We start from the raw sequence: 12,949 nt of genomic DNA, 5'->3' as shown, positions 1-12,949 counted from the left end.
CTCCTGAGTATTCGAACGAGGCGCTGGATCAAGTTTGACCGTCCAACTTTCCACGGGCAACCGTCGAGGCCCGTTCATTGGCCAGCTGGTCAGGCTGGCGGATCATCTCGAAAGATATGCCCCTTCACACCTGGTCCCCAGCGGGTTGCAACGAGTTCGGGGCGAGGGCGGTGCCGAGGTCCAGGAGCGGCGGGTTCACGTGATGACAATCCAGGAGCGGCCAGTGCGGTCCCGCCGGCAGCTCCACCAACCGGACCGGGACGCTCAGCGTGTTCCCGCAGACTGACCAGATCACGCCGCATTCGCTCGGCAATCTTGGTGTGGCGGGCCGCGGCTACACTGACGCCGCTAAAACCCTTGCTCGGCAACCGATACGGAGGCGCGATGGGTAATCCGCTGTTGGACGCCGAGGATGCGCGGGAACGCCTGGAGGCATGGCAGGCCAATGCCTCGCGCCGGGCCGCCGACACGCAGGCCGCCAGTGCCGGCTTGCGCGCGCTGCGGGTCACGGCCAGCGACGCCCACGGGATCGCCGAGGTCACCGTCGACTCCACGGGGGCGATGGCCGACGTCCGGCTCTCCGCGCGGGTGCAGCGCGTGAGTCTGGAGCAGACGCAGCAGGCGATCATGGGCGCCTATCGCAACGCGCGGGTCAAGCTCGCCGAGGCCGCCGCCGAGGTCGTGCGGGAGACGGTCGGCGCCGACTCGGCGACCGGCCGGGCCCTGCTGGCCGGATTCCGGACCGCCGACACCGAGGACGAAGAGGGGCGTTACTGATGCACGGGGGATTCGAGGTCGACGTCGAGGCCCTGCGCGCGCACGCCACGGCCATGTTGGCCATTCACGACCGCTTCGCCGCCGTCAAGGCCGCGAGCGGCACCATCTTCCAGGCGGACGATGCCTACGGGCAGCTCTGCCAGTTCTTGCCGCCCATCCTGGAGGGACGCCACCGGGACCAGGACAAGGGCGTGGGGATGCTCGCCGAGAACATCGCGCTGCTCGCCGCGGGAATCAAGAAAACAGCCGACGCCTACGAGCGGGCCGAGGAGTCGACCACCGACGGCTTCAACTCCTTCCACTCCGCGACCTGAACCGGCCCGGCGTCCTCTCATGAGCAACCCACTGGTCGCCACGACCTCCGACATCCCTTCGACCAGCGCCGCGCAGCGCGACGGCTGGACCGGCCTGCCGCTTGCCGACGACTACATGGGCATCAAGGACGCCATCGACTCCGGCAGCTGGATCGACGGCTCAATCGCGGGCTTGGGCGCCGCTCTCGACGGGGCGGCCATCGCCATCGACCCGTTCAGCACGCTCCTGTCGATGGGCATCGAGTGGGCCATCGAGCAGGTCGAGCCACTGAAGCAGGCACTCGACTGGCTCGCCGGTGATCCCGAGACCATCGAGACGCACGCCATGACCTGGGACAACATGGCCAGTGAGCTGTTCTCCATCGCCGAGGACCTCAAGGCGCGGCTGGTCGGCGACCTCGACGGATGGCAGGGCGCCGCCGCCGACGCCTACCGCGACATGCTCACCATCAACATCGACGTCGCCGGGATCTTCGCGGGCACGGCCGCCGGCATGGGTGCCGCGACCCGTGGCGCGGGAACCGTGGTGCAGATAGTGCGGGAGGTCGTGCGCGCCTTCATCGCCGACTGCATCGCCAAGGTCGTGGTGTGGCTGGCCGAGGTGGTCTTCTCCCTCGGCGTCGCCACACCGCTTGTCGCCGCCCAGCTCGCGGTCGCCGTCGTCCGCTGGACCGGCCGCATCTTCGGCTGGCTGATGGGCCTGATCGCCAGCCTCTCCGCCCTTCGCGCACTCCTCGACGTCTAGGCGGCCCTCGTGCGACAACTCATGGCGGCTCTGCGGACCACCGCCGTCCTGGTGGTCCTGTTCGCCGTGGCGGGCCTCCACAACAAGCACCCCTCAGGCCCCACCCCACCGCACGGCGGTGACGGCGATGGCTCCAAGCGTCCCAAGTTCAACCCCGGAATGATGCCCAGGCGCGTGGGACCAGCCCAGCAGCACGGCATCCAACGCGCCGAGGAGGGCCATCCGAAGGGCGTCGAGACCTCCGGCACCTCCGAGCCGGAGGCGCCCAAGAGGACCAACCCCTGGGACGACCCCGACTTCGCCGACGCCAGGTACGACATGCGCCGCTTCGGTGAGATGGGCGACGGGGCGATGGACAAGATCTGGGACGGCGACGGCCTGGGCAATGGCAACCACAAGCCTTCGTCCACCGAGCCCGGCAAGACGCTCTTCCCGCCCGGCACCACCGAGGCGCAGGTCGAGGGCTGGTTCAAGAGCATCGCCACCAACCCCGACAGCCGCCCTCAGCCACGTTCCCACGGCGACGGCTGGCGCGTCACCGGCACCCGCGACGGCATCACCTGCATCGTTACCCTGGACAAGGACGGCAGCATCTCCGGCGGCTTCCCCGTCAGCGGCCAGGGCGTCACCACCAACCCACCGGCCTAGCCACCGAACCCACGGGAGACCCATGGAAGTCATCGATTACTACCGGCGCAGCCGCCGGATCACCGACCAGCTCGCACCCCGGATCGGCTCGAATCACCGGCCGTTCGTCCTGAGCGCCGCCGGCGCCGGGGCCTGGGACCTGGCGATCACGGAGCTCGTCGGCGCCCTGTCGGAGGAGGACGTCGTGATCACCACGGCGGAGAAGGACGCGCTGCGGGAGCTCATGGAGCACCTCCGGGAGCCTCTGACCTACCTGGAGCAGATCCGGACCTCGAACTGACGGCCGAAGCGTAGATCGGGCCCCTCGAACCCTGCACCGTGTCGACCAGCGGGCGTCCCAGACCTGGCCCGATCTCGGCGAGCATGTCGATGGCGACATTCACCGAACGGTAGATCTCGGGATCCGACTGCGGAAGGTGTCCCGACCTCGCCGATCGCCCGGTTCGGATAGGCGCGCGTGGATGGGACAACCAACTGTGGCGGCTCGGTGACGACCTGGCCGTCCGGCTTCCCTGGGCGACCGGGTCCGCGGACGCGCTGCTGCGCAAGGAGCACTCCTGGCTGCCCACGCTTGCCCCGCGCCTTCCGCTGCCGATCCCCGTCCCGCAGCGCTTCGGCGAGCCCTCCGAACGGTTCCCTCGGCCTTGGCTCATCACCACCTGGGTTCCGGGCACCCCCGCGGCGTACGGAACTCCACGTCGGCGACATCGAGACGGCGTGGACCATTCTCAAGGAGGGCGCGGGGTCCTGCTCGGTCAGGCGCTGGAAACCCGTACCGACCCGGAACTCCCTACCTGGCGTACCTCTCCGCGTGAACCACCGCGTACGGCGGCACCAGCCTGCCGACGAGGCGATCCACATCGCCTCCGCGCTGCAGACCGCCGGCTTCCCGCACGTGATCGGCACCCTGTGGCCGATTCCCGATCACGTCGCGCCCCAGTTCGCGCACCATCATCCCCATGGACAAGCCCGTACGACGCCGACGACGACTCGGCGGAGTGATCAACGAGTACCACCGGGCAGCCTGAGTCGATCTTCAAAGCACCAGGTCACCGCCGTTGAACGAGGTTCCGGCTACCCGGCCCGGTACCGGGCAATCGCGGCGGCCGCGGCCTCGTCGTCCTCGTAGTAGCGCATGAACCGCTCGGTGGAGCCGCCGGCCTCCAGCGCGTTCAGCGCGATGGCCCGGACCTCCCGTGCCATGTCGGCGTCGCCCGATCCGCCCACGTCATCCGGGATGTCGAGGATCGCTGCCATCACCGGTGTGACCACTGGACCGTGGTGGCCGGAGATTGCCCGCACGAGGTGAGCACGTTGCAGCCAGGTGTCCAGCGAGGGGTACGCGTGGACCAGAGCCTTGAGCAGGCCTTCTCCGAACGGTTGGCGTAGCTTCTCGATAGCGTCGCGGTCGCCGGCCCGAATCGCCGTCAGCAGGGCGCCCAGCAGGTTGGCGTCGCTGATGTCGTACTGCCGGGCTCGGACGTCCTCCACTCGGTGCTCCCCGTTCACGACGGTCACCACGGCGGCAAGTTCGAAGTACCACAGGCGGTCGGCGTACATCTCCCGTTCGATCGCCCCGGCGAGGCCGTTCTGCCCATGCTCGCGGAGCCGGTCGACGCTGTAGCGGAGATAGTCGCGGGTGCCGCCGACCACCGTGGTCCCGTACGAGAGACGCCGTCGCGGCAGCTCGTATCCGCCGGCCAGCGCGGTTACCACGAGCAGCCGCTCGCCGTCGTCGCCCGGCATCCGCCACACCGCGTCGAGTTCGTCGGGTTCGGTCGGCTCGCCGTCCGCGCCCCAGAGGCATACCGCTTCGGGAAACACCTGTCGCACATAACTCGTGGCACACAGCCGGGCGATCGTCCGGTCCGCCTCCCACACGGCGCGGCTCGTCGCTTCGTGAACCATCCGACCTCCAACCTTCGGCGCCGATCCCGGCGTCAGCCCGACAGGTTACCGCCGATAAGGGACCAGCGCGTCGGCGATACATGGGACAGGTATTCGTGCACATCGACGCCACGACGGCGTTCGCACCTCGTCGCAAGCAGGTCGGCTACGAAACGCGTGCCGCCAACTCTGCCACCTCTCGGAGATGGTTCGCCTCACCCAAAGTAACCAGCAATTCGCCCTCCTTCGTGCGCAGGTCGAGGTAGGCGAAGGTCTGAGGGCTCTGCGCCTGTCCTACAAGATGGGTCTTCGACCACTTCCGCACATCCACCTCGTTCCACGCATATGGCCGCAGCTGTCCGTTCCCGCCAAGAATGAAGCCGGCTTCGAAGCAGTACAACCTGGGTGCTCGCGCCCAGGTCCGGCCGTACGCCCGCCAGAAGAGGAAGGCGACCACAGGTGCAAGAACAATCAGAGCAATGCCGACCGCAGTCGTCACCGGTCCGCCGTCGGCGACGAGCAGCCCGGTGCCGACGAGTACCAGGACGAAGGGCGCGATGACGCTCAGGCACCCGGAGCCGATGTCGGCCAGCACCGCCGTCACAACATGCGAACCGTAGCCGCGCTGTTCGGCCAGCTCCGCCACTGCCCCGGTTGGTCGTTCCATATTCTCACTGTTCTCGCTAGTCCTGTATCGCAGACTAGCGAGGTACGGGCCGGTCGTACCAGGGTGTGTCGACGCCGTCTGCCGTGACGATCCGCGCGCCATATGCTCCCGAATGCTGCGCGGCCCGCCGACGAGGTGCCCGAGATTCCGATGCGCCGGCTCGGTGTCCCCAACGACGCCGCGGCGGCGGCTGTCTATCTGGCCTCGCCGTCTTCGTCCTATGTGACCGGGCAGAGCCTTGTCGTCGTCGATGGGGGTGTCACGGTGCGAGGCCCGTTCTCCGCCTAACTCGGTCTCTCGCCTGAAGCCAACAGCAGCCTGAACGCGGTCATAGCGACGAGCTGCCGGTATCCGGCATCCGCACATCGGCTGTCCGCCGCTTGTTGGTGTGGCGCAGATCTGGCATGCGTCCCGCCGGTCACCGTGGCGCGGAGAGGCTCAAGAGGGGACTGCGACTGCCCAGCTCGAAGTAGCGCTGCTCTCCTCGCCGGATTCGCCCCCGGTTCGATCGAGGAAGAGGCAGGCATGGGACAGGTCATCATCGGCATGGATCCCCACAAACGATCCGCAACCATCGAGGTCATCAACGACCGCGAGAAGGTCCTCGCGCAAGGCCGGTTCGACACCGACCGCGACGGCTACCAGACGATGCTCGAGCTCGGCCGGCAGCACAAGGATCGGATCTGGGCGGTCGAGGGCTGCAACGGCATCGGCAAACACCTTGCCCAGCGCCTGGTCGCCGACGGCGAGATCGTGATGGACGTGCCCGCGAAGTTGCCTGCCCGGGCGCGAGTATTCGACACCGGCCAAGGGCGCAAGACCGATCCTGCCGACGCGCACCACATCGCGGTCGCCGCGTTGCGCAGCAAGGGCTTGCGGCACGTCGCCGTGGACGACGTGACGGTGGCGTTGCGTTTGCTGGTTGACCGTCGTGACGGTCTGGGCCGCGCTCATACCGACTTGCTCAACCGGATCCACAAGCTGCTGCTCGAGCTGCTGCCCGGGGGCGCCAAGAAGTACCTGTCGGCCGCCCAGGCCCGCGAGCTGCTCAATACCGTCCGTCCTCGTGATCTGGTCGGCCGGACTCGCCGCCGGCTCGCCTCCGAGCTGATTACCGAACTCGTCCAGGTCGACAAAAAACCAAAGCCGCTGACAAGGAGCTGCGCGAGCTCGTCGAGGCGACCGGTAGCAGCCTGCAGGACCTGCACGGAATTGGCCCGTCCGGAGCGGCCCGGCTGATCGGCGACGTGGCGGACATCAGCCGCTTCGCTAGCCGCGGACACTTCGCGTCCTGGAACGGCACCGCACCGCTCGACGTCTCGTCCGGCGATAGAACCGGCACCGACTGTCGCGGGCCGGGAACCGCCGCATCAACCGCACCCTGCACATCATGGCTGTCGTCCAACTGCGCAGCGACACCGAGGGCCGCGCCTAGTACCGGCGCAAACTCGCCGCCGGCAAAACCCCGATGGAAGCCATGCGGGCGCTCAAACGCCGCCTGTCCGACGTCGTCTGCCGGCAGATGGTCAACGACGCCAAACACGTCGAGACGGGCCCGGGAGGACACGTGGGGGCGACTCTGCAATCCAGCGCGGCCGACCTGATCCCCATGATCGACACTTCGGAAAAGTCACTTCCCGGACCCGCCGAACCCCAGCCTAGAACACCACTCCTCGCCGCCTCTTGACACAGAGGGGTGCCTACTTGCGGATAGTGGACGAGGCGAGTGAATCTGATTGTCTTGGCGGGCCTGTACCCTGCGGCCGATGACAGGCAATTCGTTGACGTACCTTCGAGACGACTCGGGCAGCGGCCCCCTCAGCCTTGACCTTCCGCCGGGGCGAGCCGTGCACGAGACCGAGGCCGGCGTTCTCGAGGAGCCGATCCTCTGGATCAGCGACACCCGTCCGGACGCAGGTCTGTGGGGCTCACTTCAGGCGCGCCATGGCCGGACGGGTCTGTGGCCACTGCTGCTCGGAGGGAGTTCGTACGAGCCGGGCAGCCCTTGGACGACCGGTCAACTCGACCCGGGTCTCATCAAGTCCCGGCCGGGTGATCATGACGCTGGCGTACTGCTGGCTGGGTGGTGGTCTGTCTACACGACCGTGGATGAGGACGACGACGTGCTCAGCGCGCCGGAGCGGCTGGCCGTCACGGCGCCGTTTGGCAATCGGTGGCCTGGGCTCGCACCTGCCGGAACGCTGCAAGAAAACCCCGCGACTCGGGCTGCCGAGTTCGCGGAACATCTGATGGCCGACTCGTGGCTGACCGCGCCGCGCCTCGGGCTGATTGCCAGTTCCCGCGGTGCGGATGCCCCGGCCGATCTGGGGTGGGGTGGGCCGTTGAACTACGAGAACGACACCGCGCAGTTCAGCACGGTGCTGCGCAGCTGGGAAGAACGTTTCGGTGCCAGAGTCGTCGGCCTCGGACCAGCCGAGCTATACCTCAGCGTCGCCGCTCCACCGACCGATGCAGACCACGCGCTGCGCGTCGCTGCGGAACACTTTGCGTTCTGCCCCGACAACGTGTGGCAGTCCAGCACAGACACCCTCATCCGTTACGCCGAGAGCCTCACGAACCGGGCCTGGTGGTCGTTCTGGTGGGACTGACCGCCAGGGTGCGGGTGCCGGGCAGAGGAAAGCATTACACCGGCGTCCGCACATCGGCGTGTGCGGACGCCGCCCTACCTCCTCCGCGGGGCACCGACGCGGACGCCTTCGGCGTGCCGAAGAGATCTCCAGCCTGAAGGGCCTACTCAGGACGATGCATGTGGGATCGGTGTCTCAGATGACGGACCCGCGGCGGACTTAAACCCGGCCGCCCGCAGCGTTCTGCGTCAATCTATCGAATACCTGCAGGCACGGTGTTGGGCGGCCCGAGACAGCGGCCGGCGCCAGTCTCCTTGGGAGCAGCGCCACCTGACCACTTCGCCCTTCACTGGGAGGCCACACCGCACCCGTTGACCGGATCACCGCAGGTCAGAGCCCTCGTGCCTGTCCGGCGGTGGTGAGCACTTCGGTCGCGGCGACCTCTTCGCCAACCTGCGCCCACTCTGCTCCCAGTTGCAAGGACGGGCCAACCAACGACTCCTTATCGCCTTGAACTGCGGACACTTCCCTGCCAGGCGACATGGAGCCACCAACCCCGACAGCCGCCCTCAGCCACGTCCCGACGGCGACGGCTGGCTCGTCACCGGCACCCGCGACGGCATCACCTGCGCCGTTACCCTGGACAAGGACGGCAGCATCGCCGGTGGCTACCCCCTCAGCGGCGAGGGCGTCACCACCAACCCGCCGGCCTAGCCACCGCACCCACGGGAGACCCATGGAAGTCATCGATTTCTACCGGCTCAGCCGCCGGATCACCGACCAGATCGCACCCAAGATCAGCCCGAATTACCGGCCGATCGTCCGGGAGGCCGCCGGCGCCGGGGCCTGGGACCTGGCGATCACGACGCTCGTCGGCGCCCTGTCGGAGGAGGACGTCGTGATCACCACGGCGGAGAAGGACGCGCTGCGGGAGCTCATGGAGCACCTCCGGGAACCTCTGACGCGCCTGGAGCAGATCCGGACCTCGAACTGACGGCCGAAGCGTAGATCGGGTCCCTCGAACCCTGCACCGTGTCGACCAGCGGGCGTCCCAGACCTGGCCCGATCTCGGCGAGCATGTCGATGGCGACATTCACCGAACGGTAGATCTCGGGATCCGACTGCGGAAGGTGTCAAGATTTTTGAGGCGGGTTGATCAGGGATTCTTCGAGTGAATCTGCTGGTCGTCCTGCTCCTGAACGGGTGGGTTGATCCATGCCGCTGCGGGCAGGACTTCTGGTTCGGGGTGTTTACGGACGAATCGTTCGGGGTGGCGCTGGTAGGCGACGGTCAGGACCTTGGCGCGGACCGCGTGGACGGTGCCGGCGTGTCCTTGGTGGACGTTGTACGGAGTGTGCCAGGCGATACCGGAGTGCCGATGCCCGCGGCGTGCTTCGCCCGCCACGACGCCCGATGAGGCTGAAGCAGCCGCCGGAAAGGCATGGCACGAGACCGGACTCGTATTCACCACCCGCCGCGGCACACCCATCGAGCCACGTAACTTCCAACGGTCGTGGCAGGTCAGGTGCGAGAAAACCAAGGTCAAGCCGATCACCGTCCACGACGCCCGCCGCACCTGCGCCACGCTGCTCGCTGACCTCAAGGTCCACCCCAGAGTCGCCATGCAGGTGCTGAGGCACGCCCGCTTCTCCGTGATGATGGAGATCTACACGCAGGTATTTAACAAGGCGACCAGAGACGCTCTCAAACGCCTTGGCGATTCACTCGGCCACTGACGCCGTTGCTGTACTTAACTGCTGCACGACAGCAGAAAGGCCACCTCCCGAACCCGGGAAGTGGCCTTTGACCTGCGCAAACTAAGGGTGGGCGATGCTGGTATCGAACCAGCGACCTCTTCGGTGTGAACGAAGCGCTCTCCCACTGAGCTAATCGCCCTCAGCGACACTGACTCTACCCGATCGTGGAACCGGACCGGAAATCCGGGGTCAGTGCGTCGCGAGGTACTGCATCGCCTTGGCCACCACGTCGATGCCGAGGCTGTATTTGAGGGACAGCCAGACCACGGTGGCCACGAAGAGCAGGCCGACGGAGCCGAGCACGATTCGCACTGGCAGTGACTGCCGCGTCACCCATTGCGTCCACCCGTGGACGTGTCGGCGGGTGAAGCCGAGCAGTCGGCGGGCCCAGTGGTATTCGACGGCCCAGATGCCCAGCCCGGCGATGACCAGCAGCCAGCCCGGCCCGGGCAGCGGGATGAGGGCGATGCCGATGGTCACCACGACTGCCCCCGCGATCGCGATGAAGATCTTGAGCGCGATCCGGCCGGTGGGGTTGGCTCGGATGAGCTCGAGGGTCATCGAGATCCGCTCCCGCCAGCGGGGGCGGCGCGGCGGCTCCCCGATGACAAGGACGCCGCCGGTGCGGTCGGCGTCGGACGCCGGCCGACCGGCGCGTTCGGGCTGTTCCATCGGCACTGTGTACCCCCGCCTTTCGGCTGATCGGACCGCGACCTTCGGCCGGCCGGACGCCGCGGGCGGATCCACTGAGGATCCCTTCGCCACCATTTCACCCCCCAGTGTCGCCCGGGCCCGTCACTGCAACGCCCGACTGGACGTTACCGGAGTAAGTCGACGACTGAACCACCCGATGCCGGGCGGGATCACGCACTGGGCAGAACCGGAAATCCTACATGAATCCTCACATTCTTGCGGCCTTTCCGTCCCCCTTCCCACCACTGGGTGAAGTCAGCGTATGGCGGAGCGTAGCCAGGAGTAGCACCTGAGTATGGGAAAAGCGGGACACGCGCGTTCCGCAGCGGTGCCGGGGGGAGAACGTCCATGAGTGTCATCCGACCGACGACCGTAGAGGTCGAGACGTCGCTAAGGCTCGTCGCACCTGACGCCACCGCCTTGCCGGTGCGTGCCAGTCTGCGTTACGACCCTGCTGACCCGTATGCGGTCCATGTCCTGTTCCATGCCGAATCTGCCGGCGGCGAGGCGGTGAGCTGGTCCTTCGCCCGCGAACTGCTGGTCACCGGCCTGGACGAGCCAGCCGGCATCGGTGATGTGCGGGTCTGGCCCTGGGCCACACCGCGCGGCGATTTCGTCGCGCTGGCCCTCTCGTCACCGGACGGCAACGCCCTCTTCGAGGTGCCGCGCAGCGTTCTGGTGCGTTTCCTTCGACGGACGTACGTCGTCGTCCCGCGCGGCCGCGAGGCCGAGCACCTGGACGTCGACACAGCGGTGAACCGGCTGCTCGCCGGTCGCTGAGCACCGCCCGAACGGGCAACACCGGCCAAACCCGAGGCCGCGCGGATCTGCCGAGTCCGCGCGGCCGCGGCACACCCGGGGGTACGCGGGCACGCCCGCCCCGGGCCGGCCGGTGCTCAGCCGTGCGTGGTGATGCCGCCGTCGACGGGAATGATCGCGCCGGTGAGGTATGCGCCGGCGCGCGACGAGAGATAGATGGCCGCGCCGGCCATGTCGTCGGGGCGGCCGATGCGGCCGAGCGGCACCTGCTGCTCGATGGCGGCCCGGCTCTCGGGGTCGCTCAGCGCGAACGCCATCATCTTGCTCTCGAACGGGCCGGGCGCGATCGCGTTGACGGTGATCTGCTCACCCGCCAGTTGATGGGCCAGGCTGCGGGTGAGCATGTGCACGGCCGCCTTGGTGGCCGAGTACGCGTACACCTCCATGAACGGCACCCGGATGCCGTCGATGGACCCGATGTTGATCACGCGGGCCGGGTCGTCGGCGCTGGCGGCGGCGCGCAGCGCCGGCAGCAGCGCGGTGGTGAGCCGGAAGACGGCCTTGACGTTGACCGCCCAGAGCTTGTCGAACGCGGCCTCCGGGTACGTCTCCAGCGGTGCACCCCAGGTCGCGCCGGCGTTGTTGACCAGCACGTCGAGGCGACCGAAGCGCTCGCACACAGCGGCGGCAAGCGCTTCGGCGCCGGCGTCCTCGCTCAGGTCGGCGGGGACGGCCTCGCAACTGCCCTCGGCGGAGAGTTCCTTGGCGACCGTTTCGCAGACGTCGGCCTTGCGGGACGAGATGATCACCTGTGCGCCGGCCCGAACGAAGCCCTGGGCGATCATCAGCCCGATCCCCCGCGACCCGCCGGTGACCACGACTGTCTTACCTTCGACCGAGAACAACTGAGTCATGCCCATCCCATCGTTAGTCGGCGGGGGTCGCCGGCCGGGTGGGCGGCCGGCGGGACACCGAGCGGTCCGCAGACCAGACGGCGCTACCGCCGGGTAACGTAGCCCGGCCGCCGGGATCGTGACAAGACGCCACGAAGCGCGAATTTTGCGACGAACGTCGATCAGGATGCGATGACCTGCGGTTCGGACTACCGTCGCTAGCGATGGTTTCCACCGGTCTCTCCCCCGCGCCGCCGATCGGAACGGCTTCACCCGTAACCGACGAGATTGCCACGTTCGCGCTGGCCGACCTTTCCCGTGACCCGGGCTGGCAGCGGCCGGTGATCGTCGAGCAGGAGCTGCTGATCCTGACCACGCGGGGCCACGGTGACGCGGAGCTCGACTTTCATCTGCTGCCGTGCCGGCCCGGCACGCTGCTCCGGGTCCGCGCCGGCCAGGTGCTGCGCTGCCCCGGCCCGCAGTTCGACGCCACAGTGGTCTCCTGGAAGCCCGAGGCGCTGCGTGGCTTCGACATCGACGTGGACGCCCCCGTGACCTGGCGGCAACTGGCCGGCGAGGACGAGGACGCGGTGATCACCGAGGTGAGCCAGTTGGCGGTGGACTGCCAGCGGCACCCCGACAGCGGCATCGCCCGCGCACTGCTGCGCCATCAACTGGCCGTGTTGCTGCTGCGGCTGGCCCTGGCCGGTGACGACCGGTCGGTGCCCCGGCCCGAGGATGAGACGTTCCACCGGTTCTCCCGGGAGGTCGAGCACGGCTACCCGCAGACCCGGCGGGTGGAGGACTATGCCGTCGGGCTCCGCTGCTCGGTGCGGACCCTGACCCGGGCCTGCCTGGCCGTGACCGGTCGCAGCGCCAAGCAGATCATCGACGCGCGGGTCGCCTTGCAGGCCGGCCGACTGCTCGCCGCGACCGACCAGCCGATCGCGCAGATCGGTCGGCGGCTCGGCTTCTCCGAACCCACGAACTTCGGCCGCTTCTTCACCCGCGAGGTCGGGGTCAGCCCCGGCGCGTTCCGGGCCGCACGGCTTCAACCGGTGGCGGGCCGGGTGGTCCGACCCCGACCGCCGACCGAGCCCACGGACGCCAACGTCGGCAGGTTCCGCCCCGGCACCCTCGGCGAACCGGCCAACGGCGGTCACTCCGGACGGCCCGGGTCGCCCACCGGACTAGCACGCGGCATCGGCCGGGCATGATGAC

Annotated in this window: 17 protein-coding genes, 1 tRNA gene and 4 pseudogenes; 16 read left to right on the top strand and 6 right to left on the bottom strand. The window is 68.2% G+C overall.

Translation table 11 applies throughout. The annotated features are described in order from the left end of the window. Window positions 1–384: 384 nt before the first annotated feature. The 7 genes and pseudogenes from ACLQ28_RS13270 to ACLQ28_RS13240 all read left to right on the top strand — a co-directional run bounded on the left by ACLQ28_RS13270 (window position 385) and on the right by ACLQ28_RS13240 (window position 3,613). A complete protein-coding gene (locus ACLQ28_RS13270; RefSeq protein WP_425686519.1) occupies window positions 385–777 on the top strand; it encodes a YbaB/EbfC family nucleoid-associated protein in 393 nt (130 codons plus the stop codon). Then, entirely contained in the window at window positions 777–1,091 is a 315-nt protein-coding gene (locus tag ACLQ28_RS13265) for a hypothetical protein (protein WP_425686518.1), read from the top strand. The genes ACLQ28_RS13270 and ACLQ28_RS13265 overlap by 1 nt, the downstream gene beginning before the upstream one ends. 19 nt (window positions 1,092–1,110) lie before the next feature. Continuing rightward, a complete protein-coding gene (locus ACLQ28_RS13260; RefSeq protein ID WP_425686517.1) occupies window positions 1,111–1,836 on the top strand; it encodes a WXG100 family type VII secretion target in 726 nt (241 codons plus the stop codon). Between the two features lie 9 nt (window positions 1,837–1,845). Then, the gene (locus tag ACLQ28_RS13255; RefSeq protein WP_425686516.1) at window positions 1,846–2,484 is read left to right on the top strand and encodes an EndoU domain-containing protein; all 639 of its coding nucleotides are present in this window, start codon (window positions 1,846–1,848) and stop codon (window positions 2,482–2,484) included. A 22-nt stretch (window positions 2,485–2,506) separates the two neighbouring features. Then, a complete protein-coding gene (locus ACLQ28_RS13250; protein ID WP_425686515.1) occupies window positions 2,507–2,764 on the top strand; it encodes a hypothetical protein in 258 nt (85 codons plus the stop codon). A 140-nt stretch (window positions 2,765–2,904) separates the two neighbouring features. Then, window positions 2,905–3,345 (top strand): annotated as a pseudogene (locus ACLQ28_RS13245) (phosphotransferase); the annotation flags it as partial. Then, window positions 3,296–3,613, top strand: a complete 318-nt coding sequence (locus tag ACLQ28_RS13240) for a CHAT domain-containing protein (protein WP_425686514.1) — start codon at window positions 3,296–3,298, stop codon at window positions 3,611–3,613. The pseudogene ACLQ28_RS13245 and the gene ACLQ28_RS13240, both read left to right, overlap by 50 nt. Here ACLQ28_RS13240 and ACLQ28_RS13235 read toward each other — a convergent pair. Further along, window positions 3,559–4,392 carry a hypothetical protein gene (locus tag ACLQ28_RS13235; protein ID WP_425686513.1) on the bottom strand — a complete coding sequence of 278 codons (834 nt, stop codon included), beginning with the start codon at window positions 4,390–4,392 and terminating at the stop codon, window positions 3,559–3,561. The genes ACLQ28_RS13240 and ACLQ28_RS13235 overlap by 55 nt on opposite strands. A gap of 145 nt (window positions 4,393–4,537) precedes the next feature. Beyond that, window positions 4,538–5,038 (bottom strand): hypothetical protein, encoded by a 501-nt coding sequence (locus ACLQ28_RS13230; protein WP_425686512.1) that lies wholly within the window; start codon window positions 5,036–5,038, stop codon window positions 4,538–4,540. A 111-nt stretch (window positions 5,039–5,149) separates the two neighbouring features. Between ACLQ28_RS13230 and ACLQ28_RS13225 the strand changes: the two are divergent. The 6 genes and pseudogenes from ACLQ28_RS13225 to ACLQ28_RS13200 all read left to right on the top strand — a co-directional run. Beyond that, window positions 5,150–5,326 (top strand): annotated as a pseudogene (locus ACLQ28_RS13225) (SDR family oxidoreductase); the annotation flags it as partial. 237 nt (window positions 5,327–5,563) lie between these two features. Then, the gene (locus ACLQ28_RS13220; RefSeq protein WP_425686511.1) at window positions 5,564–6,277 is read left to right on the top strand and encodes an IS110 family transposase; all 714 of its coding nucleotides are present in this window, start codon (window positions 5,564–5,566) and stop codon (window positions 6,275–6,277) included. 8 nt (window positions 6,278–6,285) lie between these two features. Further along, window positions 6,286–6,642 (top strand): transposase, encoded by a 357-nt coding sequence (locus ACLQ28_RS13215; RefSeq protein WP_425686510.1) that lies wholly within the window; start codon window positions 6,286–6,288, stop codon window positions 6,640–6,642. A gap of 162 nt (window positions 6,643–6,804) precedes the next feature. Beyond that, window positions 6,805–7,647 (top strand): DUF4253 domain-containing protein, encoded by an 843-nt coding sequence (locus ACLQ28_RS13210; protein ID WP_425686509.1) that lies wholly within the window; start codon window positions 6,805–6,807, stop codon window positions 7,645–7,647. 489 nt (window positions 7,648–8,136) lie between these two features. After that, window positions 8,137–8,340, top strand: a complete 204-nt coding sequence (locus ACLQ28_RS13205) for a hypothetical protein (protein ID WP_425686508.1) — start codon at window positions 8,137–8,139, stop codon at window positions 8,338–8,340. Window positions 8,341–8,362: 22 nt separating this feature from the next. Further along, entirely contained in the window at window positions 8,363–8,620 is a 258-nt protein-coding gene (locus tag ACLQ28_RS13200) for a hypothetical protein (RefSeq protein ID WP_425686507.1), read from the top strand. A gap of 25 nt (window positions 8,621–8,645) precedes the next feature. Here the strand turns inward: ACLQ28_RS13200 and ACLQ28_RS13195 are convergent. After that, window positions 8,646–8,723: pseudogene (locus ACLQ28_RS13195) on the bottom strand (type II toxin-antitoxin system RelE/ParE family toxin); the annotation flags it as partial. 315 nt (window positions 8,724–9,038) lie between these two features. Here ACLQ28_RS13195 and ACLQ28_RS13190 point away from each other — a divergent pair. Continuing rightward, window positions 9,039–9,362 (top strand): annotated as a pseudogene (locus tag ACLQ28_RS13190) (tyrosine-type recombinase/integrase); the annotation flags it as partial. Between the two features lie 88 nt (window positions 9,363–9,450). Here ACLQ28_RS13190 and ACLQ28_RS13185 read toward each other — a convergent pair. Then, a tRNA-Val gene (locus ACLQ28_RS13185) sits at window positions 9,451–9,522 on the bottom strand. 50 nt (window positions 9,523–9,572) lie between these two features. Continuing rightward, the gene (locus tag ACLQ28_RS13180; protein ID WP_425686506.1) at window positions 9,573–10,130 is read right to left on the bottom strand and encodes a TIGR02611 family protein; all 558 of its coding nucleotides are present in this window, start codon (window positions 10,128–10,130) and stop codon (window positions 9,573–9,575) included. A 294-nt stretch (window positions 10,131–10,424) separates the two neighbouring features. On the opposite strand from ACLQ28_RS13180, the gene ACLQ28_RS13175 reads away from it, so the two are divergent. Then, the gene (locus ACLQ28_RS13175; protein WP_007457244.1) at window positions 10,425–10,856 is read left to right on the top strand and encodes an SsgA family sporulation/cell division regulator; all 432 of its coding nucleotides are present in this window, start codon (window positions 10,425–10,427) and stop codon (window positions 10,854–10,856) included. 116 nt (window positions 10,857–10,972) lie between these two features. Here the strand turns inward: ACLQ28_RS13175 and ACLQ28_RS13170 are convergent, their stop codons facing one another. After that, the gene (locus tag ACLQ28_RS13170) at window positions 10,973–11,749 is read right to left on the bottom strand and encodes a glucose 1-dehydrogenase (RefSeq protein WP_425686505.1); all 777 of its coding nucleotides are present in this window, start codon (window positions 11,747–11,749) and stop codon (window positions 10,973–10,975) included. A 203-nt stretch (window positions 11,750–11,952) separates the two neighbouring features. Between ACLQ28_RS13170 and ACLQ28_RS13165 the strand changes: the two genes are divergently transcribed. Next, window positions 11,953–12,945, top strand: coding sequence for a helix-turn-helix transcriptional regulator (locus ACLQ28_RS13165; RefSeq protein ID WP_425686504.1), 993 nt, complete (start codon window positions 11,953–11,955; stop codon window positions 12,943–12,945). Window positions 12,946–12,949: the final 4 nt, after the last annotated feature.

It is taken from the genome of Micromonospora sp. DT201, assembly GCF_049841575.1.
Classification (GTDB): Bacteria; Actinomycetota; Actinomycetes; order Mycobacteriales; family Micromonosporaceae; genus Micromonospora.
The sequence above is the reverse complement of the archived record's forward strand: the minus strand, read 5'-3'. Positions and strand labels throughout refer to the sequence as shown.